This is a genomic window from Intrasporangium sp. DVR (assembly GCF_040365325.1).
Lineage (GTDB): Bacteria > Actinomycetota > Actinomycetes > Actinomycetales > Dermatophilaceae > Intrasporangium.
Genome location: NZ_BAABZW010000001.1, coordinates 374,923 through 401,547, shown reverse-complemented (window position 1 = coordinate 401,547; position 26,625 = coordinate 374,923). Strand labels below are relative to the sequence as shown.

Genomic DNA, 26,625 nt, shown 5'->3' with positions numbered 1-26,625 from the left:
AGCCCCGGTCAGCCCCGGTCAGCCCCGGTCCTCGTAGGTCAGGCCGAACCCGTAGGGATAGAGCGGCCCGTCCGCGGTGTCGTTGTAGCCGGGCAGGTCGCTTCGCTGCTCCTCGATCGCTGCCCGGGTCCCGGCCAGCGCGAACGGCAGCCGGCCCTGCGGCGCGAAGTCGCCCGACAGCACGTCCATGAGCGCGGTGTCGCTCATCCCGAAGCCCGCGACGATGGCACCCGCGTCCCTGAGGCCGCTGGCCTCGTCGAGCACGAAGGGCTGGCGGAAGTAGACGTGCAGGACGACCTTGTCCGGGCCGCCGATCTCGGCCATCACCTGCTGGATCGTGTCGAGCGAGGGCACCACCTGCCACGACTCGGAGGTCTCCATGCCGCTGAAGTCGAGGATGCTCGACTCCCACGGGTAGGAGCCACCGAACCGCAGCCCGCTGTCCGTGCAGGCCGTCGCACCGTAGGAGACGCAGGCGTCGGACGTCCCGTACGGGCTCTGGCCGTCGAGGCCGGCGGTGCCCGGCATGACGACCGGGTTGAGGTGCTCCGGGTTGAGTCCGGTCGCGGGGTCGTTGCTGCGGTAGGCGGCGCCGTTCTTGTTCTTGGCCGTCATCGAGATGATGACGTAGTCCGCGCCAGCCGCGCTCGGGCGGGGCGTCCCCGCCGGGACGTTCCCGTTGACGACCTCGTAGCCGTGCCCGGCGACGGTCTCCTCCTTGAAGTCACCGAGGACGTACACCTTCGATCCCGGCGTCAGCGGGAGCACCTTGCCTCCGTCGGCGGCGTCCTTGTTCTGCAGCAGCACCGCAGACGTGCGCTGCAGGTCGAGGCCGACCGCTCGGTTCGCCTCGTTGCCGACGGTCGCCGTCGCGACGGCCTCGTCGACGTAGGGGTCCTCGAAGAGACCCATCCGGAACATCGGGTCGAGCAGCCGGGTCGCGGCCAGGTCGACCCGCTCCTCCGAGACCAGACCCGCGCCGACGAGGTCGGTGATCGTCTTGACGTCGTGGAACCCGGAGAGGGTGTCGGTGCCACCGTTGATCGCCGCCGCCACCCGCTGGGGAACCGTCGCGGTCTCGAGGCCCCAGGCCCGGTCGGTGATGATGCCGGTGTCGGAGTTGACGTAGCCCTGGAAGCCGAGCCGGTCACGGAGCAGGTCGTTGACGATCTGCGACGAGAAGGCCATCCCCGTCTGGTCGTACGTGACGCCGTCGTGGGTGACGTCCATCGGCACGCCGTAGTACGGCATGATCGCCGCGACGCCGGCGTTGATCGCCGCCTCGAACGGCTTGAGGTGGTAGCCGAAGCCGTCACCGGGGTAGACCTGCGTCTTGCCGAAGGCGTAGTGCGGATCGAGGCCGAGCTCCTGAGGCCCGCCGCCCGGGAAGTGCTTGAGCGTCAGCGCGACGTCGGTCTCGGGGCTCAACGAGGTGCCGTCGGCGCCCACCGGCCCCTGGAGCGTCCGGACCAGGGTCTCCATGATGCCGGAGGCGAGGTCCGCATCCTCGGTGAACGTCTCGTGGGTGCGGTACCAGCGCGGCTCGGTCGACAGGTCGGCCATGTAGCCGTACATGCCACGCAGCCCGATCGAGGCCCACTCCTGCCCCATGACCTCGGCGAAGTCCCTGACGACGGACATCTCGCCCGTCGTCGGATCGGCGCCCGTGCGCTTCGCCTCCTCACCGAGGGCGGCCGCGGCGATCCCGGCCTCCTTCGGGAAGGCCGAGAAGGCGCCTGCCGACTCGTTGATGCCCGCCCGCGCGTCCGGGTCGATGTGGTTGCGGGCGTTGGACTTGAACAGCGACGGGATGCCGAGCCGGGTGGCCTCGCTCAGCCGCTGGACCCTGTTGGTGAACGTCGCCGCCTCGGCCGGGGTGACGGAGATGCGCGTCCCGAAGCCGCCGGTCTCCGCCGTGCACAGGGCCCGGTCGGGGCTGGTCACCGTGTTGCGGAAGACGAAGCGGTGCATCTTCTGGTTGCCGATGTAGTCGTTCGCAACCGCGGGGACCGTCCCGCGCTCCCCCGTCGCGACGTCGCACGAGGCGTTGAGGGTGTCGATGAGCATGAGGCCGGCCTTCTCCTCGAGCGTCATCCGGTCGACGAGGTCGGCGACCCGGTCCGCGGCCGGCTTGCGCCAGTCCTCGTACGGGTCGAGCCGGCCGTTGTCGTTGAGGTCCTTGAAGGTGCGGCCCTTGATGGTGATGAGGTCCTTGACCCGCGCGTCGAGGACCGGCGGGCGCCCGTGGTTGCCCTCGTCGGCGGCGGCCGCGTCGGGGGCGGCCGTGGCCCCCAGGCCCACCGCCAGGACGAGGGGCAGGGCCGCGGCGACCCCGAGGATGCCGCCACGGCGGGCGTGGCGAGTTCGTGTCTTCATCAGTCTGGTTCCTCTGTGAGCTCGAAGGGATACCGGTGTGCGAGACGTGTCGGAGGGATGGTTGGCACACGCTCGCGTCCGCAGGCCCGGCACCCCAACGAGTTGCCATGAGTTGCAGCGGTCCTCCGGACGGCAACGGTCGGCAACTCGTGGCAAGCCCTTTCCACCGTCGACGCGCTCTGCCTGAATGGGAGGAACCCACGTGGCGCGTCGGGCGCGCCCAGCCAGCCCAGCGGCATACGACCGCTGGTTGGTCCTCCTCGAAACCCCTTCAGCGCAAAGGAACACCGTGAGCACTTCGGCGACAGCCAACATCGGCGTCATCGGCCTGGCCGTCATGGGCAGCAACCTCGCCCGCAACCTCGCCCGCCACGGGCACACGGTCGCCGTCTTCAACCGGACCCACGCGAGGACCCTCGCGCACCTCGAGTCGCACCGTGCCGAGGGGGCCTTCGTCGGTGCTGAGACCCTCGAGGAGTTCGTCGCGTCGCTCATCCGCCCGCGACGGGTCATCATCATGGTCCAGGCGGGCCCGGGCACCGACGCGGTGATCGACCAGCTCGCGCCCCTCCTCGAGGAGGGCGACATCATCGTCGACGGCGGCAACGCCCACTTCGAGGACACCCGCCGCCGCGAGGCCCGCCTCCGCGAGGTGGGCCTGCACTTCGTCGGGACGGGGATCTCCGGCGGCGAGGTCGGGGCGCTCGAGGGACCGTCGATCATGCCGGGCGGCTCGACGGAGTCCTACGCGGCCCTCGGCCCGATCCTCGAGTCGATCGCCGCCCAGGTCGACGGCGAGCCGTGCTGCGCCCACCTCGGCCCGGACGGGGCGGGGCATTTCGTCAAGATGGTCCACAACGGCATCGAGTACGCCGACATGCAGTTCATCGCCGAGGCGTACGACGTGCTGACCGCGGCCGGCCTGACGGCCCCGGAGGTGGCGGGGGTCTTCCGCGAGTGGAACACCGGCGAGCTGGACTCGTTCCTCGTCGAGATCACGGCCGAGGTCCTCGACCAGGTCGACGCAGCGACCGGCCGGCCCCTCGTCGAGGTCATCGTCGACGCCGCCGAGCAGAAGGGCACGGGCCGGTGGACGGTCCAGACCGCGCTCGAGCTCGGCGTGCCCGTCTCGACCATCGCCGAGTCGGTGTTCGCCCGCTCCGCGTCCGGCGACCGGGCCGTCCGCGACGCCACCCGGGGAGTGCTCTCCGGCCCCGACCGAGTCCTTCCGCCCGTCGAGCGGCGCCAGCTCGTCGACGACGTCCGGGACGCGCTGTGGTCGTCCAAGGTCGTCGCGTACGCGCAGGGACTGGAGCAGATCCGCAAGGCGAGCGACGAGTTCCACTGGGGCGTCGACATCGCCACGGTGGCGCGGCTGTGGCGTGGCGGCTGCATCATCCGGGCCCGGCTGCTCAAGCAGATCAGCGAGGAGTACGCCGTCGGCGGGCTCGCCACGCTTCTCGTCGCTCCCAGCATCCAGGCGGGCCTGGCCGAGCGGCAGGGAGCCTGGCGCCGTGTCGTCGCGGCCGCCGCGACCGCCGGGGTCCCCGTCCCCGGCTTCTCCAGCGCCCTCGCCTACTACGACACGGTCCGGGCCGAGCGCCTGCCCGCCGCGCTCGTCCAGGGGTTGCGCGACAACTTCGGAGCGCACACCTACGGCCGCGTCGACCGCGAGGGAGCCTTCCACACGGTCTGGTCGACCGACCGCACCGAGGTCCAGCTCTGAGGGCCGCCATGAGCGAGACTGTCCCCATGGACGTCCACGCGCCGCTTCCTCCCGCGCTCGCGGCGCCGGCCGACGCCGTCGCCCGACACCTCGTGGGCCGTATGCCGCTGGGCTCGGTCGGGCGCCTCGGCGTCGCCTTCTCGGGGGGCGTGGACTCAGGCCTCCTCCTCGCGCTCGCCGTCCGCACGTTGGGAGCCGAGCGGGTGCTCGCCGTGATCGGCATCTCCCCCAGCCTCGCCCGCGACGAGCTGCACGGAGCGAGGGACGTCGCGGCCGCCATCGGGGCCCCGGTCGTCGAGGTGGCCACCCACGAGGGCGACCACCCGATGTACCGCGCCAACGGCCCGGACCGCTGCTTCTTCTGCAAGGACGAGCTGTTCACCCGGATCTCCGACGAGGTCGCCGGGGCGCACGGGCTCGTCGCCGTGGCCTACGGCGAGAACGCCGACGACGCGAGGCGGCCCGACCGGCCCGGGGCCCGAGCGGCGACCAACCACGACGTCCTGCGGCCGCTGGCCGACGCCGGGCTGACGAAGGTGGAGGTGCGCCGCCTCGCGAGGGCACTGCGCCTCCCCAACGCCGACAAGCCCGCGGCCCCCTGCCTCGCCTCCCGGATCCCGCACTTCTCGGAGGTCGACCCCGAGAAGCTCGCCCAGGTCGAAGCGGCCGAGCGCGGGCTGCGCGCCCTCGGCTTCGCCGACTGCCGGGTGCGGCACCACGGCGAGGTGGCCCGCGTGGAGCTGCCCGAGGGGGACCTGCTCCGCGCGATGGAGCCGGGCCTACGGGTGGCGATCCGGGACGCCGGGCTGTCGGCCGGTTTCGCGTTCGTCGCCGTCGACGTCGCCGGGATCCAGTCCGGGGCGTTCACGCTGCCGCTCGTCGAGGTGCGTCGTGGCTGAGCCCGAGGCGCAGGGCCTCCCTGACCAGCGCGGGGTCGTCGGCGGCGGGGTCGTCGGCGGCGGGGTCGTCGGGGGCGGCGGGGTCGGCGGCCTCTCCGGCGTCGCCGAGCTCGATCTGGGCCGCGCGGCCCGTCGTGGCTACCCGGAGGCGATCTTCTGCGAGGGCAAGGCGCCGGAGCACGTCGCGGCCATTGCCGGCGCGGTTCGGGACGCGGTCGAGTCGGGCACGACGTCCGGCTCGGTGCTGTTCACCCGCGCCTCGGCAGCCCATGCCGAAGCCGTCCTCGCGGTGCTTCCCGACGCGGTGCACGACCCGACGGCGCGGATCCTCGCCTGGCCCCCGCGAGCGCCCGAGCCGACCGGCGGTCTCGTCGCCGTCCTGTGCGCCGGGACCTCGGACCTGCCCGTCGCCCGCGAGGCCCTCCTGACCCTGACCTACCTCGGCCGCCCGACGCAGCTCGTCGTCGACATCGGCGTGGCGGGTCTCCATCGGGTCCTGGCCCGCCAGGACCTCATCGACGAGGCCCGCGCGATCGTCGTCGTCGCCGGCATGGACGGCGCGCTGGCCTCGGTCGTCGCCGGCCTCGCCCGCGCGCCCGTGGTCGCGGTGCCGACCTCGGTCGGCTACGGCGCCGCCTTCGAGGGGCTCGCCCCGCTGCTGTCCATGCTCAACGCGTGTGCGCCGGGGGTGGGCGTCGTCAACATCGACAACGGCTACGGCGCGGGGCACCTCGCCGCCCAGATCGCGGCACCCCCACCACGGTCTGCCTGACCCGAGTCAGGTCTTCGCGCCCGGGACGAGGCCAGCCGCCACCGCGGCGGCCACTGCAGCCTGGAGGACGGCCCCGACCGGGCGCCCGAGCCCCCGGGCCGCGGCCTCGACGTCTGCGAACTCCGGCGTCGCCCGGACGATCCTGCCGTCCCGGTGCGCCACCTTGACGCCGATGCGCTGGCCGTCCACGTCGACGTCGACCCAGTGCCGCGGCAGGGCCCAGCGGTCGACAATGGTGCGGCGCACCCCGATGGTGCTCGTCAAGGTCAGGACGAGGTCGCGGAGGCGCATCTCCACCTCCGGGCTGCACAGGACCGACAAGGTGTGTGCCGGGCGCCCCTTCTTCATCAGGATCGGCGCGAGCCAGGCGTCGGCGGCGCCACCGTCCAGGAGGGCGGTGAGCACCGTCGGCCAGACGCGGGGGTCAAGGTCGTCGACGTTGGCCTCGAGCACGACCATCGTCGACCGCTCCACCCCGTCGCCCGGCTCTCCTTCACCTGCAGGCGAACCGGTCGCCAACCGACTCCCTCCGGTGGCGAGCTCCCCACCGGGGACGCGCCCTCCGTCGCCTGCCGGCACCGGACGCCCGAGCACCACCCGGACGACGTTGGCGCGACCCCGTGTGTCCTTGGTCCCGGCTCCGACGCCGATGGCGGTGACCTCCATCCGAGGCAACGGGCCCTGTCGGCCGGCCAGCGTCGTGACGAGTGCGGCACCGGTCGGGGTGGTCAGCTCCCCCTCACCGACCGAGTCGACCACCCAGCCGGCACACAGGCCGAGGACGGCGGGAACCGGCACCGGAAGGCGGCCGTGCGCGCCCTGCACGAACCCCGACCCGACGGCGATGACACCGACCGCGACGTCGTCGACGCGGAGGTCGTCGAGGGCGGCGCAGACGCCGACGACGTCAGCGATGGAGTCCCAGGCCCCGACCTCGTGGAAGTGGACGTCGCCGACGTCGACACCGTGGACCTCGGCCTCGACCCGGGCCAGCGCCGCGAAGGCCGCGTGGGCTCGTTCCGCGACCGTTGCGGGCAGGGCCGCCTCCCCGATGAGGCGCTCCACCTCGGCCCACGGTCGGTGCGGCTGGTCCGCGGTGACGGGCTCGACATCGACCTTCAGCGCCCGCATGCCCGCACGCATGGTGTCCGACGCAGCGATCCGAACGGCTCCGGGAGCCACGGCCTCGACCGAGGCGCGGACGTGGTCGAGGGAGGCGCCCGCGTCGACGAGAGCCGCGAGCAACATGTCCCCGGCCACCCCGGCGGACGCATCGATCCAGAGGCTCGAGCCCGGAGTCTCGGGTGAGCTCGGTGGGGTCGCAGGCATGCGCCTCAGGCTAGGCCCTCGCCCGGCCTCAACGCTGGGTCGTGTCGGTGACCTCGCCGACGAGCTCCTCGAGGACGTCCTCGAGAAACACGACGCCGGTCACCTCACCCTCGACGTCGATGACCCGCGCGAGGTGCGCTCCCGTGAGCTGCATCGTCGCGAGGACGTCCTCGACCTCGTCATCCCTGCGCACCGTGGCGAGGCGGCGCACCCGCTTGGGAGGGATCGGCAGGTCGTGGCGCTCGTCGTCGGCGTAGAGGACGTCCTTGAGGTGGAGGTAGCCGGCCAGGTCGCCGGCTGCGTCGATGACCGGGTATCGCGAGAACCCCTGCCGCGCAACCAGTCGCTCGATGTCAGCGGGCGTCACCCCGAGCTGCACCGTCGTCAGGGCGTCGAGGCCGACGGCGACGTCACTCGCGAGCTTGTCGGAGAACTCCAGCGTCTTGGCGACGAGTCCGTGCCGCTCCTTGGGTATGAGTCCCTCGCGGTGTGACTCACCGACGATGTGCGCCACCTCCTCGGCCGTGTAGGCAGAGGCGATCTCGTCCTTCGGCTCGATACCGAAGGCGCGGACGAGACCCTTCGCCGCAGCCTCCATCGCGAAGACGACCGGACGCAGGGTGCGGGTCACGAGATAGAGCGGCGGCACGAGGACGAGCGCGGCCCGCTCGGGACCGGCGATGGCGAGGTTCTTCGGGATCATCTCGCCGACGACGACGTGGAGGTAGGACACGATGAGCAGGGCCACCGCGAGCGCCACCCCGCCGGCCCACACCTCCGGGAGGCCCCAGGCGACGAACACCGGCTCGAGCAGGTGGTGCAGAGCGGCCTCCGCCAGCGCCCCGAGGCCGACGGAGCACACGGTGATGCCCAGCTGGGCGGTGGCGAGCATCGAGCCGAGCCGTTCGAGCGCCTCGAGGCTGGTTGCCGCACGCTTGCTGCCGGCATCCGCGAGGGGCTCGAGGCTCGAGCGCCGCACCGCCATCGCCGCGAACTCAGCACCGACGAAGAAGGCGTTGGCGAGGAGGAGGAAGAGGGAGACGAGGTAGACCCACACGTCACTCATGGCGGTGCTCCCGGCCCAGGTCCGGCTCGAGCGTCCCGGCGACCGGTGAATCCGGGACGAAACGGAGCCGGTCGACCCGGCGACGCGCCATACCGGTCACGTGGATCTGCCAACCGGGGACGTCGACGACATCGCCCACGACGGGGACCCGCCCCAGCCGCTCCATGACGAAGCCACCCATCGTCTCGTAGCTCGCGCCGTCCGGCACGTCGACGTCGAACGCGTCGCGGACCTCGTCGGGCCGCCAGAGTCCGGGCACCGTCCAGGACCCGTCGGTCAGCTCGCGTCCGCTCTGGCGGCGGTGGTCGTGCTCGTCCGCGACCTCGCCGACGATCTCCTCGACCACGTCCTCGAGAGTCACGATGCCGGACGTGCCGCCGTACTCGTCGACGACGACGGCCATCTGGAACCCGCCCTCCCGCAGCTGCCGCAGCAGCGGCTGCAGCTGGATCGTCTCGGGCACGACGAGGCGGTCGGACATGAGCGCGGAGACGGGGACGTCCTTGCGACGGTCGTGCGGCACGGCCATGGCGCGCTTGACGTGAACGACCCCGTCGATGTCGTCCCAGTCGTTCCCGAGGACGGGGAAGCGGGAGTGTCCCGTGCGTCTCGACAAGCGGAGGACGTCATCCGCCGACTCGTCCCGGTGGATCCCGGCGCACCGGACCCGCGGCGTCATGACGTCGTCGGCGGTGCGCTCACCGAAGCCCAGGGTCTTGGTGAGCAGCCGCGCGGTCGTCAGCTCCAGGGTGCCGGCCTCTGCGGAACGCTGGACGAGACTCGCCAGCTCCTGCGGGGTGCGCGCGCCGGACAGCTCCTCCTGCGGCTCGATCCCGACCGCGTGCAGGAACGCGTTGGCCGACCCATTGAGGACGAGGATCAGCGGCTTGGCCGCCGTCGCGAACACCCGAACCGGATGCGCGACGACCTTCGCCGTCGCCAGTGGCGCGGAGATGCCGAGGAACTGCGGTAGCAGCTCCCCGAACACCATCGACAGCGCGGTGGCGAGCACGAGCGCGGTGGCGCTGGAAACGGCTTCGACGGCCGAGGGCGAGAGACCCAGGCCGCCCAGCGGCCCCGCGAGAAGACGCCCGATCGACGGCTGTGCGAGGTAGCCGACGACGAGGGTCGTGATCGTGATGCCGACCTGTGCCGCGGACAGCTGCGTGGACAGCTGCTTGAGCGACTGCAGGACGACCCGTGCGCGGCTGTCTCCCGCGTCGATGGCTCGTTGGACGGTCGGTCGGTCGAGAGCGACGAGTGAGAACTCGGCGGCGACGAACACCGCAGTGCCAGCGGTCAGCAGGACGGCGGCGGCGAGCAGCAGCCACTCGGTCACCGCAGCCTCCGATCCGCGACCCATCCGGCCCTCATGGGCGCCCACTATATGGACCCCGGTGGCGGGTCGGTGCGGTGTGGTTGAGTTAGGGCGCACAGCACGAGTCCGCCCTCGAGGGCCTTGAAGGAGGCGTCACGTGACAGCCGCGTCGGCCGGGAGACCCGCCCAGCCCCCCACCGGCGGCCCCAGTCTGCTGGTGGACCCGGTGAGAGGTCGGATCGAGGTGCGCGGGCTCACCAAGCGGTTCGGCCGCTTCACCGCCGTCGACCACCTCGACCTCGACGTCGTCCCCGGTCGCATCACCGGCTTCCTCGGTCCCAACGGCGCCGGCAAGACGACGACGCTCCGGATGCTGCTCGGCCTGATCCGACCCACCGCGGGGACAGCCACCATCGAGGGGCGTCGCTACCACGACATCCGCAACCCCCTCACCGTCGTGGGGTCGGCCCTCGAGGCGACCAACTTCCACCCGGGACGAAGTGGTCGCAACCACCTGCGGGCCCTCGCCGACGCAGCCGACATCCCCAAGCCGCGGGTCGACGAGCTGCTCGAGCTCGTCGGCATTCCCGCCGCCGCGAGCAAGCGAGCGGGCGGCTACTCGATGGGAATGCGCCAGCGGCTGGGCCTCGCCGGCGCACTTCTCGGGGACCCCCGCGTCATCATCCTCGACGAGCCGGCCAACGGTCTCGACCCGGACGGGATCCGCTGGCTGCGCGGCTTCCTGCGCCACCTCTCTGGTGAGGGGCGCACCCTGCTCATCTCGAGCCACCTGTTGTCGGAGGTCGAGCAGACGGTCGACGACGTCGTGATCATCGCCAACGGCAGACGGGTGGCACAGGGCACTGTCGAGGAGCTCCGCGGAGCCCCGACCGCCTTCGTCCGCACCTCCGACCCCGACCGGCTGGCCAGCACCCTCGCGGGCCGGGGGCTGAGCGTCACACGAAGGGACGGAGGCCTCCACGTGACGACGAGCGACCTCGCCATGCTCGGCGACCTCGCCCACGCTGCCGACATCGCGATGCACGAGCTGCGCGCCGAGAAGACCCACCTCGAGGAGCTGTACTTCAACCTCACCGACCAGGACCAGTACCGCAACCGCAACCTCGGTGCGCGGGGCGGCCCCGACCTGGACCTGGACCGGCTGCCGCCGCCGGTCGGCCCCCCGGTCGAGACCACACCGGCGACGGAGACCACCGTGCCGGTCGCAGCCACCGAGGGCTCGGCCCGCACGACGAGGGAGGAGCGGTCGTGAAGAAGGCCATCAAGGCGGAGTTCCGCAAGTTCTTCACGACCCGACTGTGGTGGGGCATGCTCATCGCGGTCGTCGTCGCCGGGGCTGGTTTCGCGGGCCTGTTCGCCTTCCTCTTCACCAGTGACACCGTGATGGGGGACGGAGGTGTCGGCGTCCCCACCACCGACGCGGAGCTCGCCAGGACGACGTTCACGAGTGGGATCAGCGTCGGCTACCTGCTCACCCTCGCCATCGGCGTCATGACCGTCGGGTCCGAGTACCGACACAAGACGATCACCGCCACCTTCCTCGCCGAGCCGAAGCGCAGCGTCGTCATGGGCGCCAAGGTGGTCCTGCTGCTCGTCGTCGGGGCCATGTACGGCGTCGCGTCGCTGGCGGCCTCCGTCGCCACCGGTGCGGCGATCCTGTCCTCGCGCGGGCACCAGCCGTTCACCGACCCGACGATCTGGCGCACTCTCGCTCTCTCGCTGCTCGTGCTCGGCCTCTGGGGTCTGATCGGCCTCGGTGCCGGCATCCTCATCCCCAACCAGGTGGCTGCCCTGCTCATCGCGGTGGGGGTCGCCTGGATCGTCGAGCCGATCGTCGGTGCGGTCCTGCCGCTGCTCGACGTCGGCGCCACCATCGCCCGATACCTGCCCTCCCAGGCGACGAACGCGACCCTGGACGTCCAGAACGTCGGCTTCAGTGGCCCGGTCGCCGACCAGCTGACGTGGTGGGGCGGCGCTCTCGTGCTGACCGGATACGCCGTCGTCATGGCCCTCATCGGGACGGTCCGGACCGTCCGCGCCGACATCTCCTGACGACCCCAGCGACGCGGCCGCAGCCCCCTCGTCGGGCCAGCAGCGGCCGGCTTTCGCCATTCAGACGTCTGTCGGGTGCCCGATGGTTGAGGGCTAGGCTGACCCTGTACTCCGCATTGACGCATCCCAGGCAACGAAAGAGGCGCATTCGCCGTGTCTGAACAGTCCACGTCCGGTGACCCGATGGCATCCTTCGGACCGAACGATTGGCTCGTAGACGAGCTCTACCAGCAGTACTTGACTGACAAGAACTCGGTGGACCGCGCCTGGTGGGAGTTCTTCGAGGACTACAGTCCGCACGACGCAGACGCACGCAGGGACGCAGCCCGCGGCAACGGCGCGCCGCCGGCCAAGGCAGCGGCAGCCGCGCCCGCGACCGGGAGCGCCACCCCGGCCGCGTCCGCGGCGAGCCAGGGTGCCCCGGTCCAGCCGGCTCAGAGCGCCCCACCCGCCGCTGCGTCCCAGGCCCAGCCGTCGCAGACCGCGGCCAAGGCGCCGACGGCCTCGAAGCCCAGCCCCACCGCGTCCACTCCCACCGCCCCCAGCCCCACCGCCCCCAGCCCCACCGCAGCCAAGGCCGCCCCGACCGCTCCCACTGCTCCGGCAGCGCCGGCAGCGCCTGCAGCTCCCGCCGCCACGGGCGACGGCGCCTCCCCGAAGCCGCGTGACATCCCCGCCGTCAAGGAGACCGGTCCGGTCAACGAGGACGTCCTCAGCCCGTTGCGCGGCGCCCCGGCCCGCGTGGTCGCCAACATGGAGACGTCGCTCGAAATCCCCACCGCCACGAGCGTCCGGGCCGTGCCGGCCAAGCTGCTCATCGACAACCGGGTCGTCATCAACAACCACCTCGCCCGCTCGCGTGGCGGCAAGGTGAGCTTCACGCACATCATCGGCTACGCCATGGTCAAGGCCCTCGCCGTCATGCCGGAGATGAACTACAGCTACGCGGAGAGGGACGGCAAGCCCGCCGTCCTCCAGCCCGCCCACGTCAACTTCGGCCTGGCCATCGACCTGCAGAAGCCCGACGGCTCCCGCACCCTCGTCGTGCCCTCCATCAAGTCGGCGGAGGAGATGGACTTCGTCCACTTCTGGACCGCCTACGAGGACATGGTCAAGAAGGCCCGCAACAACAAGCTGACGGTCGAGGACTTCCAGGGCACGTCCATCTCGCTGACGAACCCCGGCGGGATCGGCACGGTCCACTCGGTCCCCCGTCTCATGAAGGGGCAGGGCACGATCATCGGCGTCGGGGCCCTCGACTACCCCGCCGAGTGGCAGGGCGCGAGCAACGAGACGCTGAACCGCAATGCGGTGAGCAAGATCCTGACGCTCACCTCGACCTATGACCACCGGATCATCCAGGGCGCGGTGAGCGGCGACTTCCTCCGTGTGATCCACGAGCTGCTGCTGGGCGGCAACCGGTTCTACGACGAGATCTTCGAGTCCCTGCGCATCCCGTACGAGCCGGTCCGTTGGGTCCAGGACATCGACTCGTCGCACGACGACGACATCAACAAGGTGGCCCGGGTCCAGGAGCTGATCCACGCCTACCGGGTGCGGGGCCACCTCATGGCCGACACCGACCCCCTCGAGTACAAGCAGCGTCGGCACCACGACCTCGACGTCACCACCCACGGCCTGACGCTGTGGGACCTCGACCGCACCTTCGCCACCGGAGGGTTCGGCGGGGCACCCTTCCTCAAGCTGCGCAAGATCCTCGGAATCCTGCGCGACTCCTACTGCCGCACCGTCGGTATCGAGTACATGCACATCCAGGACCCGGATCAGCGCAAGTGGATCCAGGACAAGATGGAGGTGCCCTACAAGAAGATCTCGCGCGAGGAGCAGCTGCGGATCATGCGGCGGCTCAACGCCGCCGAGGCGTTCGAGACCTTCCTGCAGACGAAGTTCGTCGGCCAGAAGCGCTTCTCCCTCGAGGGTGGCGAGTCGGTGATCGCGCTGCTCGACCGGATCCTCTGGCGCGCTGCCGGCGACGACCTCGACGAGGTCTGCATCGGCATGCCGCACCGGGGGCGCCTCAACGTCCTGGCGAACATCGCCGGCAAGTCCTACGGCCAGATCTTCCGCGAGTTCGAGGGCAAGCAGGACCCCCAGTCGGTCCAGGGCTCGGGAGACGTGAAGTACCACCTCGGCACGGAGGGCGAGTTCCACACCGAGGACGGCAAGAACACCAAGGTGTACCTCGCCGCCAACCCGTCCCACCTCGAAGCGGTCAACCCGGTGCTCGAGGGAATTGTCCGGGCCAAGCAGGACCGGCTCAACCTCGCAGGTGAGTCCTTCACCGTGCTGCCGGTCCTGCTCCATGGCGACGCCGCCTTCGCGGGGCAGGGAGTCGTCGCCGAGACGCTCAACCTCTCGCAGCTGCGCGGCTACCGCACCGGCGGCACCATCCACATCGTCATCAACAACCAGGTCGGCTTCACCACCTCCCCGAGCTCGTCCCGGTCCTCGGTGTACTCCACCGACGTGGCGCGGATGATCCAGGCACCGATCTTCCACGTCAACGGCGACGACCCCGAGGCGTGCGTGCGGGTCGCGGAGCTGGCCTACGAGTTCCGTCAGGAGTTCAACAAGGACGTCGTCGTCGACATGGTGTGCTACCGCCGGCGCGGGCACAACGAGGGTGACGACCCGTCGATGACCCAGCCGTTGATGTACAACCTCATCGAGGCCAAGCGATCCGTCCGCAAGCTCTACACCGAGTCCCTCATCGGCCGCGGCGACATCAGCGTCGAGGATGCCGAGGCGGCGCTGCGCGACTACCAGCAGCAGCTCGAGCGCGTGTTCATCGAGACCCGTGAGGCGGCCAAGGAGTCGGCCCAGCAGGCCGCCCCGGCCGACCCCGACACCGAGGTGCCCGACAACGCCGGCCTCGAGAAGCCCACGGCGCAGGTCCTCGACGACCGTGCCCCGCACCGCTCGTCGAACAACACCGGCGTGCCCGCCGAGACGATCGCCCAGATCGGAGACGTCTTCGGCAACCCGCCGGCCGGCTTCACGGTCCACCCGAAGCTGAAGCAGCTGATGGACCGTCGGGTCCAGATGGTCCACGAGGGCGGTATCGACTGGCCGATGGCCGAGCTGCTCGCCTTCGGGACCCTCCTCAAGGAGGGCACGCCGATCCGGCTCGCCGGGCAGGACAGCCGGCGAGGCACCTTCGTCCAGCGCCACGCCGTGCTCATCGACAAGAACACGGCGGAGGAGTGGACCCCGCTGCTCTACCTCGGCGAGGGGCAGGCCCGGTTCTGGGTCTATGACTCCCTCCTGTCGGAGTACGCCGCGATGGGCTTCGAGTACGGCTACTCCGTCGAGCGGCCCGACGCGCTCGTCCTCTGGGAGGCCCAGTTCGGCGACTTCGCCAACGGCGGCCAGACCATCGTCGACGAGTTCATCAGCAGCTCGGAGCAGAAGTGGGGCCAGCGCAGCTCCGTCGTCCTGCTCCTGCCGCACGGCTATGAGGGCCAGGGCCCGGACCACAGCTCAGCCCGGATCGAGCGCTATCTCCAGCTGTGCGCCGAGAACAACATGACCGTGGCCTACCCCTCCACCGCAGCGAGCTACTTCCACCTCCTGCGGCGCCAGGCCTACGCCCGCCCGCGCACCCCGCTCGTCGTGTTCACGCCGAAGTCGATGCTCCGCAGCAAGGCCGCGGCGAGCGACGTCGCGGCCTTCACGCAGGGTGGCTTCCAGCCGGTCCTGGCCGACCACGACGGCGTGACCGACAACGTCGACCGTGTCCTGTTCGCGTCGGGCAAGGTCGTCCACGAGCTCGACGCCGAGCGGGCCAAGCGGGAGGACCGCGCCACGGCCATCGTCCGGGTCGAGCAGCTCTACCCGATCCCGCTCGAGGAGATCCGTCAGGCCGCCGCCCGCTACCCCGGCGCCGAGCTGTTCTGGGTGCAGGACGAGCCCCGCAACCAGGGCGCATGGCCGCTCATGGCGCAGTGGCTGCACGAGGAGCTGTCCGAGCTGGGCGAGGCGCGCCCCTGGCGCGTCGTGGCGCGCCGGGCCTCTGCCTCACCGGCGACCGGCTCGACGAAGAAGCACGCCGCCGAGCAGGCCGAGCTGATGGACCAGGCCTTCACCCGGTCGCGCTGACCGCCCACGCCGACCCGACCACCGGTGGCCGGCATCCCGCGACGCGCGGGGTGCCGGCCACCGGCCGTTCCGGGCCCCACCGGCGGCCACGCTCACCTCCGACGCGGAGCGCGCCCAGCGGCATACGGCTCGGGTCCTGCCGGCCTGCGCGCGCCGAGCCTCCGCTGCTGCGCCCACCCCACGCGATAATCTCCGAGGGTGTATTTCACCGACCGCGGCATCGAGGAGCTCGCCAGTCGACGCGGCGAGGAGGAGGTGAGCCTGGACTGGCTCGCCGACCACCTGAGGACCTTCGTTGACCTCAACCCCGAGTTCGAGGTCCCCATCGACCGGCTGGCGACGTGGCTTGCCCGACTCGACGACGAGGACTGAGACGTGACCAACTCTGCCAACGGCCCTGACCGACCGCCATTCGGCGTGGGACCGGCATATCCGTCCGCACACCCGCGGTTCGACAGCGGCCCCACCGCCGCGCGCACCACCGCGCCGGACACCCCGCCGCCCGCCAGCCCCGAGGAGCCGCCTCCTCCGGCACAGTCCAGCGTTGCGTCCGCCGAGAGCACCCCGGAGCCCTACTTCGCGCCGACCACGGAGTTCAGCGTCTCGGAGGGAGTCCGCGACGTCGGGATGGTCTTCGTCGGCGCGTCGACGACCGCCGGGTATGGCGATCCCAAGGGCCTCGGCTGGGTCGGCCGCGTCGTGGCCCGGACCCAGCATCCGGACATCGACCTCACGGCCTACAACCTCGGCATCCGCGGGAGCACGTCCGGCGACGTCGTCGCGCGGTGGGCGACCGAGACCCAGCCGCGGTGGAAGGGCCGGTCGGAGCGGCGCCTGGTGCTGTCCTTCGGCACCGACGACATCCTCAGCGGCATGACGATGGCGCGGTCCCGGCTCAATCTGGCCAACGTGATCGACGAGGCGACGAGCGCCGGCATCGGCGTCTTCGTCGTGGGCCTCACCCCATCGCTCGACGGTGAGCTCAACCGGCGCATCGAGGCGCTCGCGGAGGCCCAGGCCGACGTGTGCGCCCGGCGGGGGATCACCTATGTCGACTGCTTCCGGCCGCTGGCGAGCCACGACCAGTGGATGGCCGACCTGGCTGCGAGCCCGGACCGAGCCCATCCGGGCCAGGCCGGCTATGGCCTCATCGCGTGGCTGGTCCTGCACAACGGCTGGAACGACTGGCTGTCCCTGCGCTGACGCGACCCGACTGTGAACCAGCGGGGAGACGGTCGGCGAGCGCCCGGGTGTCGGAGCGTGGTCCTGCTCACACCGGCACCGAGCCGGTGGCCCTCACCGGGACGGCGCGGGGCCCGGCCCTTCCGGGTGGCGAGCCGGAGTGGCGAGCGCTGCCACCAGGCTCGCGAGGGCGAGCGCCGCCAGACCGATCGCGAGGGCAGTCTGCTCCGACTCGCGCAGCGACCAGGCGACCGGGAGGAGCAGGGCGTTCCACACCAGGGTGGGCGTCCGCGGCCAGCTCTCCCCGCGGGCCCACCCGCGCGCCACGAGGAGCAGGCCGACGGCGAACACGAGGATGAGGGCGCCCGACGTGACAGCCGTCGTCAGCGAGTCTGCCGCGCCGATGCCGATCTCGTAGCCGTAGAAGCCGGCGAGGAGGAGCAGGAGCAGGGCTTCGACGAGCGTGAGCAGGGCCGCCGCCACCGCCGCCCGGGGGCGTCGAGCGGCTGAGGCCGGGGCCGCGCCGGGCTCGAGGGGGTCGCTCGAACGGGTCGAATCGGTCACCGTTCGAGCCTAGTGGCCCCTGCAGGTGACGATTGGAGAGACCGCTCACCTGCCAACCCGACGGGAGGTGGGTCTGGATCTGAACGCAAACTGCAGATAGGATCAACTCTTGGTGTGATCTGCGCCCAAAGCCTTGCTGCACCTCCTGGGCTCTCGGCACACTGGTTGACGACCAGAGACGCGTACGGAACCTCTTCGTGCGCGTTTCCGTTGGTCAGGGGAAGAGTGATCCCGGGTCACACCGAAACGCCCACCCAACACCCCCGAGTAATGGCTCCGACAACGACGCTGGCGCCGAGAACCGCACCACCACTCACCCCTGCGTGGTGCCGAACGACATGATGAAGGAGCACGAGCCACATGGATTGGCGCGACCGCGCTGCCTGTCTGGATGCCGACCCCGAGCTGTTCTTCCCCATCGGCAACACTGGTCCGGCCATCCTGCAGATCGAAGAGGCCAAGGCCGTGTGCCGAACCTGTCCGGTCATCGACACCTGCCTCAAGTGGGCCCTCGAGACGGGACAGGACGCCGGTGTCTGGGGTGGCCTCAGCGAAGATGAGCGCCGAGCCCTGAAGCGCCGCAACGCGAGGGCCCGCCGCGCCGGCTGACCCTCCCACGACAGACGTTGAGCCCGGTGACCCGCGGTCACCGGGCCTTCGTGTGCCCGGGCCGAGCCCTTCCCTGGCCTCGAGGGCTGGCTACCCCAACCGGGAGACGGCTAGCTGGGAGCCCGCAGGCTCGCCGTGAACCGCGCCCGGGTCCCCCTCGGGGTCGCCGGCTCCCAGGAGATCCGGCCCTGCAGGTCGGCGACGAGGGACTGGACGATCTGGGTGCCGAGCCCTGACCCGGGCGGGCGAGCAGGGTCGATCCCTCTTCCGTCGTCGACGACCGACACGATGAGCATGGCCCTGCCGCGCTCGTCGCTGAGCCGCTCGATGGTCACGGCAACGTCCCCGCCGCGTTCGCCCAGGCCGTGCTCGATGGCGTTCTGGACCAGCTCGCTCATGATCATGGCCAGCGCCGTCGCGTCCTCGGCGCGGAGCCGTCCGAAGGACCCCTCGACCCTCGTCTGGACCGGCGCGCCGTTGGCGGACACCTCGACGATGGCCTTCAGGCCGCGCATGGCGATGGCGTCGAAGTCGACCGTCTCGTCGAAGCCCTGGCTCAGCTGGTCGTGCACCATGGCAATGGTCCCGACCCGCCGCTCGGCCTCCTCGAGGGCCGCCCGAGCCTCGCCGTCGGGCACGCGCCGGGCCTGGAGCCGGAGCAGGGCCGCCACCGACTGGAGGTTGTTCTTGACCCGGTGGTGGATCTCCCTGATCGTCGCCTCCTTGGTCATCAGCTCGCGCTCGCGACGCCGCAGCTCGCCCACGTCGCGCAGGAGCACGAGGGCGCCGAATCGTTGGCCAGCCTCGGTCAGGGGGATCGCCCGCATCGAGACGGTGGTGCCTCCTCCGACGACCTCGGTCCGCCAGGGTTGGCGCCCCGTGACGACCAGCGGCAGGCCCTCGTCGACCGGGTAGGACTCGCGGATGTTGTCGGTGACGATCTGGGCGAGGCTGGCCCCGACGACCTCGCCGAGATGCCCGAGTCGGTGCAGCGCTGACACGGCGTTGGGGCTCGCGTAGGTCACCACGCCGTCGATGTCGAGGCGAATGACCCCGTCGCCGACCCGCGGCGCGCCGCGACGCAGGCCGGTGGGTGCAGCGAGGTGGGGAAACTCCCCCGCGGACACCATCCGGCAGAGCGCGTCGGCAGTCGCGAGGTAGGTGATCTCGAGCCGGCTGGGGGTCCGGGTCGTCCACAGGTTGGTGTGGCGGGTGACGACGGCGACGACCCGACCGTCGCGGACGACCGGGATGTACTCCTCACGCACGGACTGGTGTCCGGAGTCGCTCGGCACCTCGACCTGCCGCACGCGCAGGATGCGCTGCTCGTCCGCGGCCTCGTCGAGCAACGGGCCCGTGTGGTCGTCGTCGGCGTGCCGCCCGACCTGGTCGTCGACGAACACGAGATGACCCGTGGTCGGCCTGACGTGGGCGACCGCTTCCCAGGTGCCCTCGGTCGAGCGGATCCACAGGACCAGGTCGGCGAACGAGAGGTCGGCGATCAGCTGCCAGTCCCCGACGAGCAGGTGGAGCCACTCCACGTCATGGTCGCCGAGCACGGTCCGGCGGCGAAGGAGGTCGCTCAGGGTTGCCACAGGGTGAGCCTATGCGCACACGCCCTCGAGTCCTTGGCCGTATGCCGCTGGGCTCGCTCCCGCCTCCCTCTGGCCCGGCTGGTGGGCTGGGGCCGAGAGGGAGGTCTCGGGACCGATCCGGGGCCGTCCCACGGAGGTCACCTGGCCGGCGGTCGGCTGGCCTTCCGGGCCGGGGTGCCCTTCCTGGCCGCTGGCTTGGCCGCGGACCTCGCGGCGGCCTTGGGCGCGGACGTGGCCCCGGGCCGCTTCGACGCAGGGGCGGTCCTGGGCGCGGTGGCCTTCCCGGTGCCGGTGCCCGACGACGCCGGCTTGGTGACGGTGCGCAGGGTGCGCAGGGCGACCGAGAGAGCGGCGATCCCTGCGTAGGACATCCGCTCGATGCCACCGAGAGCTGCCCTCGCCCTCGTCAGCGCGTCCGCGTTGAGCTCGGACCACTGGGCGAGGCGCTGTGCAGCCGGGGTCCCCGGTCGGCTCACCTCGAGCACGGAACGCGTGAGGACCTCGAGGACGGCGTAGAGATCGTCCCGCAGCGCCCCACGGGCCATGGCATCCCAGCGGTTCTCACGCGGCAGCGACGTCACCCGGTTGAGCATGGCGTCGATCGAGAAGGTGTCCGAGGTGAGGAAGTAGACGGCGGCGACGTCGTCGAGGCTCTCTCCTGTGTCTGTGGCGATCTCGATGCAGTCGAGCAGCGAGTACGAGTCGAGCAGCGCGGCCGCGGAGAGGGCGAGCTCCTCGGGCACGCCCTTGCTCTCGAACTCCCGGGCCCGCGTGAGCAGGCGCGCCTGCTCACGTCCCTGGAGCAGCTCGGACATGCGGCCGCCGAGGGCAGCGATCCCCGGCCGGAACCGGGCGACCTCCGCGGCGATGTCGAGCGTGGCGGGCCGGGTCGTGAGGAACCAGCGGACCGATCGGTCGAGCAGGCGCCGGAACTCGAGGTAGAGGCTCGTCTGGGCCGAGGTGGTCACGACGTTGTCGGTCGCCTCGACCCGCGCGACGTAGCCGGCGAGGTCGAAGATCTCGCGGCACACGACGTAGGCCCTCGCGACCTGCTCCGGCGAGGCTCCGGTCTCCTCCACCGCCCGGTAGGTGAACGTGATCCCACCCCGGTTGACCATGCTGTTGGCCACGGCGTTGGTGACGATCTCGCGGCGCAGCGGATGCACCGCGATCTGCTCGGCGAAGGTGCGGCGCAGCGGCGTGGGGAAGTACTCCGCCAGCGTGGTGGTGAACCACGGGTCGTCCGGCAGCGCCGAGTCGATCAGCTGGTTCTTCACGTGCAGCTTCGCGTAGGCGACGAGGACGGAGAACTCCGGCGACGTCAGCCCCTTGCCGTCCTTCTGGCGCCGGGCGATCTCGGCGTCGCTCGGCAGGAACTCGAGGGCTCGGTCGAGCCCGCCGTGCTCCTCGAGGAACTGGATGAGCCGCTCGTGGACCGGCAGCATGGCGTGCTGCTGGGCCCGGGCGTTGCCGAGGAGGACGTTCTGCTCGTAGTTGTCACGCAGGACCTGCTGGGCCACCTCGTCGGTCATCGATGCGAGCAGCGTGTTGCGGCGCTTCATCGTCATCTTGCCGGAGCGGGTCAGCTCGGTGAGCAGGATCTTGATGTTGACCTCGTGGTCGGAGGTGTCGACCCCCGCGCTGTTGTCGATGGCGTCGGTGTTGATCCGGACGCCGGCCAGGGCCGCCTCGATCCGGCCGAGCTGGCTGGCGCCGAGGTTGCCGCCCTCGCCCACCACCTTGCACCGCAGGTCTGCGCCGTTGACGCGGATCGCGTCGTTGGCGCGGTCGCCGATCTCGGAGTTGGTCTCCCCACTGGCCTTGACGTAGGTGCCGATGCCGCCGTTCCAGAGCAGGTCCACGGGGGCCAGGAGGATGGCCTTCATCAGCTCGGCGGGCGTCAGGCTCTTGGTCTGCGGTCGCAGGCCGAGCGCCTGGGTCATCTGCGGCGTGAGGGGAACTGACTTGAGGGACCGGTCGAACACACCGCCGCCCTTCGAGATCAGGCCGCGGTCGTAGTCGGCCCACGAGGAACCCGGCAGGTCGAACAGGCGACGTCGCTCGGCGAACGAGCTGCTCGGGTCCGGATCGGGGTCGACGAAGATGTGGCGGTGGTCGAAGGCAGCGACGAGCCGGATGTGCTCGGAGAGCAGCATGCCGTTGCCGAAGACGTCTCCGCTCATGTCACCGACGCCGACGACCGTGAAGGGCTGGGTCTGGGTGTCGACACCCATCTCCCGGAAGTGACGCTTGACCGACTCCCAGGCCCCCCGGGCGGTGATGCCCATCCCCTTGTGGTCGTATCCGGCCGAGCCCCCGGAGGCGAACGCATCGTCCAGCCAGAAGCCGTAGTCCGCCGAGATGCCGTTGGCGATGTCGGAGAACTTCGCGGTGCCCTTGTCCGCGGCGACGACGAGGTAGGTGTCGTCGTCGTCGTGCCGCACGACCCGCTCGGGTGGGACGACCGCACCGGACACGAGGTTGTCCGTCACGTCCAGCAGCCCGGAGATGAACATCCGGTACGACGCGATCCCTTCCTCGAGCCAGGCCCCGCGGTCGACCGACGGGTTGGGCAGCTGCTTCGGATAGAACCCGCCCTTGGAGCCGGTCGGGACGATGACGGCGTTCTTGACCATCTGGGCCTTGACGAGCCCGAGCACCTCGGTGCGGAAGTCCTCGCGGCGGTCGGACCAGCGCAGTCCTCCACGCGCCACCTTGCCGAAACGCAGGTGCACCCCTTCGACGCGCGGGCTGTAGACCCAGATCTCGAACATCGGGCGCGGGGCCGGCAGGTCCGGAACACGCTTGGGGTCCAGCTTGATCGCCACGTAGGGCTTCGCGGCGCCGGACTCGTCGACCTGGTAGAAGTTCGTGCGCAGACTGGCCCGGATCACGCCGAGCAGGGCCCGGATGATCCGGTCGTGGTCGAGGCTCGCCACGTCGTCGAGTGCCTCCCGGATCTTGGCGACGTGGGCCTTGGCTCGGGACTCCCGCTTGGCACGGCCTGCCTCGCTGTCCGGGAAACGGTCGGGGTCGAACCTGGTCTCGAAGAGCTCCACCAGGCGCCGGGAGATCATCGGATGGGCGACGAGAGCGGACTCGACGTACTCCTGAGAGAACGTCGAGCCGGACTGGCGCAGGTACTTCGCGACGGCCCGCAGGATGACGACCTGTCGGGCGGTGAGCCCGGCCACGAGAACGAGGGCGTTGAAGCCGTCGGACTCCGTCTCGCCCGACCAGACAGCCCGGAAGGCCTCCTCGAAACGGGCCCTGACGTCCGTCGCCGCAGCGCCGTCGGACCACTGGCCGGAGTCGACACGGAGCCCGAAGTCGTAGATGTGCAGCTCCGCGCCGTCCGGGCCCTGGAACCCATAGGGACGCTCGTCGGTCACCTCGACCCCGAGGTGGGTGAACAACGGCAGCACCTGCGTCAGGGAGAGACGCCCCCGGCGGTAGAGCTTGAACCGGCGCTCCTGCGGGTCGGTGGAGTTCGGGTCCCGGTAGAGGTGCAGGGAGGTGGCGGACGGGCCGTCGCCCAGCGCCTCGACCCGGTCCAGGTCCTCGGCGGCGATGTCGACACCGAAGTCCTCCTTGTAGGCCTCCGGCAGCGCCTTGGCGTACTCCGCCATGGCTCGGGCCGCGCCCTCGGCATCACGCCGGCGGCTGAGCTCCTCGACAAGATCCTCGTCCCAGGTGCGCGTGGCGTCGATGACCCGCTGCTCCAGCGCGGCCTCGTCCACCTCGGGGATCTCGATGCCGGAGGGCATGCGCACCACGAAGTGCAGCCGGGCCAGGGTCGACTCGCTCACGCGGGTGGTGAAGTCGATCGTCTCGCCACCGAAGGTCTCGAGCAGGAGGGCCTGGATCTTGAGCCGGACCGTGGTGTTGTAACGGTCCCGGGGCAGGTAGACCAGGCAGGACATGAACCGTCCGAACTCGTCCCGCCGGAGGAACAGCTTGGTCTTGCGGCGCTCCTGGATGTGCAGCACCGCCGTGGCGACCTCGGCGAGCTGGGCCGCGCTGGTCTGGAAGAGCTCGTCGCGAGGGTAGGTCTCCAGGATCTGGAGGATGTCCTTGCCGGAGTGGCTCTCCGCCGTCAGCCCGGTGAGGCGCAGGACCTCCTGGGCGCGGACGTCGAGGAGCGGGATGTCGTGGATCGTGTCGTTGTAGGCCGGTGAGGCGTAGAGCCCGAGGAACCGCTGCTCGCCCACGCACTCGCCTCTCGCATCGAACTTCTTGACCGAGATGTAGTCCAGGTAGACGTTGCGGTGGACCGTTGCCCTGGAGTTGGCCTTGGTGATGATGAGGATGTTCGCGTCGCGCGCGGCGCGGCTCGCAGCCGGGGTCAGGACGATGCCCGTGCCGGCCTGCGGACGGTCGTAGCGCAGCAGCCCCAGCCCGGTCCCGGGGACCTGGCGCGAGACGTCCCGGCCGTCCTCTCGGCTGAGGGAGTACTCGCGGTAGCCGAGGAACGTGAAGTTGTTGTGCGCGAGCCACTCGAGGAACCGACTGGCCTCGCGGGCGTCGTGCGGGCTCGTGCCGGGGGGCGCCGCGGCCTTGAGCTCGCTGGCGATGGTCAGGGCATGGGCCCGCATCTTGGGCCAGTCCTCGACGGCGTCGCGAACGTTCTGGAGCACGTGTCGCAGGCGGTCCTCGACGTCGGGGATCGCGGAGGCGGGAAGTCGGTCGATCTCGAGGTGCATCCACGACTCACGGACCTGTGCGACGTCGTCGGGGATCTGCGTGGTGGGGTCCGTCACGACGTCGACGAGCTCGCCGGTCACGGTGCGGGTGACGTTCATCTGGGGGTGGACGATGATGTGCACGCCGCGGTCGAAGCCGCCCAACGCGGCCACGACGGAGTCGACGAGGAAGGGCATGTCGTCCACGACGATGTCGACGTCGGTGTACTTGACGTCGTGGCCGCTCGCGTCGACGTCGTGGTTGACCACGCGGACGTTGAAGGTGCCGACGGGCCGGTGCTGGGCGAACTCCTTGTGCCCCACGGCGATTGCGGCCAGCTCAGCCGGGTCGCGGGCGATCAGGTCCTCGGTCGCGACGAGGCGGTAGTAGGCCTTGAGGAAGGCGTCCGAGCCGTCCTTCGGGCCGGTTCTGCCCCGGCCCCTCCCCCGCGCGGCCAGCTTGGTCGTGGCCTTGGCGCTGGTGGCGGTCAGGGCCGCGGCAGCGGCTTGGAGAACGTCGATCCGGGACTGCTCGAGTGGCGCAGACATGCGATGCTCTTGTTCCTCATCATGGGCCCGTGCGCGTCACTCCGTCGTGCGCGCATCTCATGATGTGAGCCTATATCCGCTGGACTTCGCCCCCGTACCGGCCCGCCGATCGCGCCGCCAACGAGCGGCGCTCGGTGCCGGGGCGTGGCGGCGGGTGGTGGCGGCGGCGGGTGGTGGCGGCGGCGGGTGGTGGCGGCGGCGGGTGGTGGCGGCGGCGGGTGGCGGCTGGCGACGGTGGAGAACCGCGGCGCCATCCGGCGGCAAGTCCCTACAGTGGAGCCATGACCGGCAGGCCCGGGTTCGGGACCGATGCGGCTGCCGCTGGTGCGGTGGCCGACCCAGCGACCCTGCGCGCCCTCGACCGCGGGCGGCGGGTCAGCGACGACCTGGCCGACCAGCTGCTCACTCACCTGCCCGATCTGGGCGACATCGGCACTCAGCGGGCCCTGGACACCTGGGTCGAGCAGGCCGCAGACACCCTCCGGGCCGTGTCAGAGGCACTCGAGGAGCGGCTGATCGACGTCGGCCGGGCCGCTCCGGGACCGACGGTGTGGTCCGGCCCGGCCGCCCGGACCACACCGACGACGCCCCACCCCTCGGCGGCGCGCGGCAGCGACGCGACATGAGCTCACTCGGTGACCCCGGCTCGACGTCGGCCCTGGGCGGTGCACTGCGCCAGCAGGCCATCACCCTCGCCGACCTCGTCGTCGACCTGACCGAGGCTGCCGAGCGGGCGGGGCGAGCCGGACGACCGGATGTCACCGCCCGCGAGCGGGACCTGCTCAGCCGGGTCGCCCACGAGCTCGATTCGGTCGGAGCTGCCCTCCAGTCCTTCACGGCCACGGTGCTGGCCGGGTCCGCGCGGGTCCGAGAGCTGTCCACCGAGGCCGCCCGGGCGGACCTCGTGGTCGACGGCAGCCTCGTCGTGGAGCCACCCGGGCCGAGCCGGGTCGACCCGGTGGCCCGCCTCCGGGCCCGAGAGCGGCTGCAGGAGCTGCTCAACCGCGTGACCGCCGCCGAGGGCAAGGAGCTGGGGCGGATCGCGCGTGAGCTGGCCCGCTCCGGCCCCGCCCTCGCCGCAGTGAGCGAGCGCTGCCGCCTCGGGTCGTGAGGGTCTTCGGCCGGCTCTGGGCGGCTCGCTCGGGCACCGTGCCTTAGCGTTGGGGCATGCGGATCACCGAGACGATCATCTACCACGCCCCGGTGGACGTGGTGTATGCGATGAAGACCAGCCCCGAGTTCCAGGAGCGCAAGTGCGCCGACTCGGGCGCGCTGCAGCACGATGTCGCCGTGCGCGACAACGGTGATGGCGCGGTGGTCGTGACCCGCCGGGACCTGTCGACCGACGGCCTGCCGGACTTCGTGCGGTCCATCGTCGGCGCTCGGCTCTCGGTGACCGAGACCTACCGGTGGGGCCCCGCCGGCCCCGACGGGTCACGCGACGGCACGCTGACGGTCGAGGCGGCCGGCGCGCCGGTCGCGATGCGGGGCACGGTCCGGATGGATCCGGAGGATGGAGCGACGCACCTGACCATCGACGGGGACCTCAAGGCGCATGTCCCGCTCATCGGCAGCAGGATCGAGAAGGCCGCCGCGCCTGCCTTCATCAAGGCGCTGCGCAGCGAGCACGAGTCGGGTCGGCGCTGGCTCGACGAGCGCGCCTGACCGAGGCGTCAGGGTCACGTGGCCGGGTGACCCAGCCCAGCGGCATACGACATGCCGTATGCCGCTGGGCTCGCTTCCCGGCGGGGGCTGGCCGGCAACGT

19 protein-coding genes are annotated in these 26,625 nt (G+C 71.1%); 12 read left to right on the top strand and 7 right to left on the bottom strand.

Annotated features, from left to right (window positions below):
- Positions 1-18: 18 nt before the first annotated feature.
- Positions 19-2,376, bottom strand: a complete 2,358-nt coding sequence (locus ABWV20_RS01875; RefSeq protein WP_353353044.1) for a glycoside hydrolase family 3 protein — start codon at positions 2,374-2,376, stop codon at positions 19-21.
- A 289-nt stretch (positions 2,377-2,665) separates the two neighbouring features.
- On the opposite strand from ABWV20_RS01875, the gene gnd reads away from it, so the two are divergent.
- From gnd to larB, 3 genes are read left to right on the top strand one after another with little or no spacing between them, the layout of a single operon-like run.
- Positions 2,666-4,102: an NADP-dependent phosphogluconate dehydrogenase gene (gnd, locus tag ABWV20_RS01870; protein ID WP_353353043.1), complete on the top strand. Its 1,437-nt coding sequence runs from the start codon at positions 2,666-2,668 to the stop codon at positions 4,100-4,102.
- A gap of 26 nt (positions 4,103-4,128) precedes the next feature.
- Positions 4,129-5,001 carry an ATP-dependent sacrificial sulfur transferase LarE gene (gene larE, locus ABWV20_RS01865; RefSeq protein ID WP_353353042.1) on the top strand — a complete coding sequence of 291 codons (873 nt, stop codon included), beginning with the start codon at positions 4,129-4,131 and terminating at the stop codon, positions 4,999-5,001.
- Entirely contained in the window at positions 4,994-5,773 is a 780-nt protein-coding gene (larB, locus tag ABWV20_RS01860) for a nickel pincer cofactor biosynthesis protein LarB (RefSeq protein ID WP_502901738.1), read from the top strand. Before larE ends, larB begins: the two co-directional genes overlap by 8 nt.
- Before the next feature lie 6 nt (positions 5,774-5,779).
- On the opposite strand, the gene larC is transcribed toward larB, so the two are convergent.
- Genes larC through ABWV20_RS01845 form a run of 3 tightly spaced genes read right to left on the bottom strand, consistent with a single transcriptional unit; the run spans position 5,780 to position 9,507 of the window.
- The gene (larC, locus tag ABWV20_RS01855; protein WP_353353041.1) at positions 5,780-7,102 is read right to left on the bottom strand and encodes a nickel pincer cofactor biosynthesis protein LarC; all 1,323 of its coding nucleotides are present in this window, start codon (positions 7,100-7,102) and stop codon (positions 5,780-5,782) included.
- A gap of 28 nt (positions 7,103-7,130) precedes the next feature.
- A complete protein-coding gene (locus ABWV20_RS01850; protein WP_353353040.1) occupies positions 7,131-8,168 on the bottom strand; it encodes a hemolysin family protein in 1,038 nt (345 codons plus the stop codon).
- The gene (locus ABWV20_RS01845) at positions 8,161-9,507 is read right to left on the bottom strand and encodes a hemolysin family protein (protein WP_353353039.1); all 1,347 of its coding nucleotides are present in this window, start codon (positions 9,505-9,507) and stop codon (positions 8,161-8,163) included. Before ABWV20_RS01845 ends, ABWV20_RS01850 begins: the two co-directional genes overlap by 8 nt.
- 196 nt (positions 9,508-9,703) lie before the next feature.
- Between ABWV20_RS01845 and ABWV20_RS01840 the strand changes: the two genes are divergently transcribed.
- The 5 genes from ABWV20_RS01840 to ABWV20_RS01820 all read left to right on the top strand — a co-directional run bounded on the left by ABWV20_RS01840 (position 9,704) and on the right by ABWV20_RS01820 (position 16,881).
- Complete coding sequence (locus ABWV20_RS01840; RefSeq protein WP_353353200.1) at positions 9,704-10,759, top strand: ABC transporter ATP-binding protein; 1,056 nt, start codon at positions 9,704-9,706, stop codon at positions 10,757-10,759.
- Positions 10,756-11,559 carry an ABC transporter permease gene (locus ABWV20_RS01835; RefSeq protein ID WP_353353038.1) on the top strand — a complete coding sequence of 268 codons (804 nt, stop codon included), beginning with the start codon at positions 10,756-10,758 and terminating at the stop codon, positions 11,557-11,559. Before ABWV20_RS01840 ends, ABWV20_RS01835 begins: the two co-directional genes overlap by 4 nt.
- Before the next feature lie 183 nt (positions 11,560-11,742).
- On the top strand, positions 11,743-15,678 hold the full coding sequence (locus ABWV20_RS01830) for a multifunctional oxoglutarate decarboxylase/oxoglutarate dehydrogenase thiamine pyrophosphate-binding subunit/dihydrolipoyllysine-residue succinyltransferase subunit (RefSeq protein ID WP_502901744.1): 3,936 nt from the start codon (positions 11,743-11,745) through the stop codon (positions 15,676-15,678).
- 198 nt (positions 15,679-15,876) lie between these two features.
- Positions 15,877-16,050 (top strand): DUF6104 family protein, encoded by a 174-nt coding sequence (locus tag ABWV20_RS01825; protein ID WP_353353036.1) that lies wholly within the window; start codon positions 15,877-15,879, stop codon positions 16,048-16,050.
- 3 nt (positions 16,051-16,053) lie between these two features.
- Complete coding sequence (locus tag ABWV20_RS01820) at positions 16,054-16,881, top strand: GDSL-type esterase/lipase family protein (protein ID WP_353353035.1); 828 nt, start codon at positions 16,054-16,056, stop codon at positions 16,879-16,881.
- 93 nt (positions 16,882-16,974) lie between these two features.
- On the opposite strand, the gene ABWV20_RS01815 is transcribed toward ABWV20_RS01820, so the two are convergent.
- The gene (locus ABWV20_RS01815; RefSeq protein WP_353353034.1) at positions 16,975-17,424 is read right to left on the bottom strand and encodes a hypothetical protein; all 450 of its coding nucleotides are present in this window, start codon (positions 17,422-17,424) and stop codon (positions 16,975-16,977) included.
- A 360-nt stretch (positions 17,425-17,784) separates the two neighbouring features.
- Here ABWV20_RS01815 and ABWV20_RS01810 point away from each other — a divergent pair, with 360 nt between their 5' ends.
- A complete protein-coding gene (locus ABWV20_RS01810; protein ID WP_013493302.1) occupies positions 17,785-18,033 on the top strand; it encodes a WhiB family transcriptional regulator in 249 nt (82 codons plus the stop codon).
- Positions 18,034-18,143: 110 nt separating this feature from the next.
- On the opposite strand, the gene ABWV20_RS01805 is transcribed toward ABWV20_RS01810, so the two are convergent.
- Positions 18,144-19,628, bottom strand: a complete 1,485-nt coding sequence (locus ABWV20_RS01805) for a sensor histidine kinase (protein WP_353353033.1) — start codon at positions 19,626-19,628, stop codon at positions 18,144-18,146.
- A gap of 137 nt (positions 19,629-19,765) precedes the next feature.
- On the bottom strand, positions 19,766-24,859 hold the full coding sequence (locus ABWV20_RS01800; RefSeq protein WP_353353032.1) for an NAD-glutamate dehydrogenase: 5,094 nt from the start codon (positions 24,857-24,859) through the stop codon (positions 19,766-19,768).
- A gap of 281 nt (positions 24,860-25,140) precedes the next feature.
- On the opposite strand from ABWV20_RS01800, the gene ABWV20_RS01795 reads away from it, so the two are divergent.
- Genes ABWV20_RS01795 through ABWV20_RS01785 form a run of 3 tightly spaced genes read left to right on the top strand, consistent with a single transcriptional unit; the run spans position 25,141 to position 26,524 of the window.
- Complete coding sequence (locus ABWV20_RS01795; protein WP_353353031.1) at positions 25,141-25,485, top strand: hypothetical protein; 345 nt, start codon at positions 25,141-25,143, stop codon at positions 25,483-25,485.
- A complete protein-coding gene (locus ABWV20_RS01790; RefSeq protein ID WP_353353030.1) occupies positions 25,482-25,970 on the top strand; it encodes a hypothetical protein in 489 nt (162 codons plus the stop codon). Before ABWV20_RS01795 ends, ABWV20_RS01790 begins: the two co-directional genes overlap by 4 nt.
- A gap of 56 nt (positions 25,971-26,026) precedes the next feature.
- Positions 26,027-26,524, top strand: coding sequence for a DUF2505 domain-containing protein (locus ABWV20_RS01785; RefSeq protein ID WP_353353029.1), 498 nt, complete (start codon positions 26,027-26,029; stop codon positions 26,522-26,524).
- The last annotated feature ends 101 nt before the right edge of the window (positions 26,525-26,625 follow it).

Coding starts and splice junctions, on each gene's coding strand:
- larE (WP_353353042.1), top strand. CDS start 4,129: ATGGACGTCCACGCGCCGCTTCCTCCCGCGCTCGCGGCGCCGGCCGAC.
- ABWV20_RS01875 (WP_353353044.1), bottom strand. CDS start 2,376: ATGAAGACACGAACTCGCCACGCCCGCCGTGGCGGCATCCTCGGGGTC.
- ABWV20_RS01785 (WP_353353029.1), top strand. CDS start 26,027: ATGCGGATCACCGAGACGATCATCTACCACGCCCCGGTGGACGTGGTG.
- ABWV20_RS01795 (WP_353353031.1), top strand. CDS start 25,141: ATGACCGGCAGGCCCGGGTTCGGGACCGATGCGGCTGCCGCTGGTGCG.
- ABWV20_RS01810 (WP_013493302.1), top strand. CDS start 17,785: ATGGATTGGCGCGACCGCGCTGCCTGTCTGGATGCCGACCCCGAGCTG.
- ABWV20_RS01830 (WP_502901744.1), top strand. CDS start 11,743: ATGGCATCCTTCGGACCGAACGATTGGCTCGTAGACGAGCTCTACCAG.
- larC (WP_353353041.1), bottom strand. CDS start 7,102: ATGCCTGCGACCCCACCGAGCTCACCCGAGACTCCGGGCTCGAGCCTC.
- ABWV20_RS01850 (WP_353353040.1), bottom strand. CDS start 8,168: ATGAGTGACGTGTGGGTCTACCTCGTCTCCCTCTTCCTCCTCCTCGCC.
- ABWV20_RS01800 (WP_353353032.1), bottom strand. CDS start 24,859: ATGTCTGCGCCACTCGAGCAGTCCCGGATCGACGTTCTCCAAGCCGCT.
- ABWV20_RS01790 (WP_353353030.1), top strand. CDS start 25,482: ATGAGCTCACTCGGTGACCCCGGCTCGACGTCGGCCCTGGGCGGTGCA.